Annotated in this window: 1 protein-coding gene; it reads left to right on the top strand. The window is 49.8% G+C overall.

Translation table 11 applies throughout. The features are described 5' to 3' along the window. Nucleotides 1-68: 68 nt before the first annotated feature. The coding region (locus R7P35_RS24575) for an ABC transporter ATP-binding protein (RefSeq protein ID WP_318092960.1) at nucleotides 69-1,344 on the top strand (1,276 nt) is incomplete at its 3' end.

The following is a 1,344-nucleotide window of genomic DNA, read 5'->3' as shown; positions in this document are numbered from 1 at the left end:
CAGGTGATGAATGGCACGGGCTTTCCCTGTGCAATTCGATACCACAGACAAGGCAGTAGAGGTCTGAAATGTCACTATTAGAAGTGAAAAACCTTCGTATTGAGTATCCATCCCGACACGGCGTTCACGCGGCCGTGAAATCACTTTCGTTTAATATTGAACGAGGCGAAATCGTGGGTGTTGTTGGCGAATCCGGTGCGGGTAAGTCCACCGTTGGTAACGCCGTTATCGATTTGCTGAGCCCTCCGGGACGCGTTGCCAGTGGCGATGTCTTTTTGGATGGTGAAAAAATCTCTGGCTTAACACCAGAAGCGATGCGTAAGGTACGTGGCTCGAAGATTGGTTTTATCTTCCAAGACCCTATGACCTCTCTTAACCCTTTGTTTACGGTTGAGCAGCAGCTAAAAGAAACCATTCATGCCAACATGAAAGTGTCTGACGACGAGGCGTATCAACGCGCGTTGTCTCTGATGCAGCAAGTCGGCATCCCTCAGCCTGAAAACCGTCTTAAACAGTATCCTCACCAGTTTTCTGGTGGTATGCGTCAGCGTGTGGTTATCGCGATCGCTTTGGCTGGTGAGCCAGATCTGATCATCGCCGATGAGCCAACCACGGCACTGGACGTATCAATCCAAGACCAAATCCTGAATCTTATCCGAGAGTTGTGTATCCAGAACAATGTTGGTTGTATGTTGGTTACGCACGACATGGGTGTGGTTTCAAACGTTACAGACCGCGTGGCGGTAATGTACCGTGGCGACCTTGTTGAGTTTGGGCCAACGGCAAAAGTGTTGGGTAACCCAGATCACCCATACACGCGCAGCTTGATTTCGGCGGTTCCTCGCTCAGACAGAAAGCTCGATCGTTTCCCTCTGGTGAGTTACATCGAAGAAGCGACAGAAATGAAGTCGCTGGACATTAAGAATCACTGGCTTGGTCAAAGCCAAGATCAGCGCGAGTACACTGGCCCGTTGTTGGATGTGAAAAACGTCAACCTAAGGTTTGTGACTAAGGACTCTTTGTTTGAAAGCCGCCGTGAGTACGTGCAGGCTTCGAACAATGTGAGTTTTGAGGTGCACGAAGGTGAGACGTTTGGTCTGGTGGGTGAGTCAGGTTCGGGTAAGTCGACCATCGCGCGCGTGATTGCTGGTTTGTATGAGCCAAACTCTGGCCAAGTGAAATTTGAAGGCATCGATCTCACGGCGATGAAGTCGGAAAAAGAGCGTCGTCCGATGCGACGTCGAATGCAGATGGTGTTCCAAAATCCATACACGTCTATGAACCCTCGTATGAAGGTGGCAGACATTATTGCCGAGCCAATTCGTTTCCATAAACTCACCAAAA

Origin of the sequence: Vibrio sp. Vb0304 (assembly GCF_033338995.1) — a bacterium.
GTDB lineage: Bacteria > Pseudomonadota > Gammaproteobacteria > Enterobacterales > Vibrionaceae > Vibrio > Vibrio alginolyticus.
The sequence above is the reverse complement of the archived record's forward strand: the minus strand, read 5'-3'. Positions and strand labels throughout refer to the sequence as shown.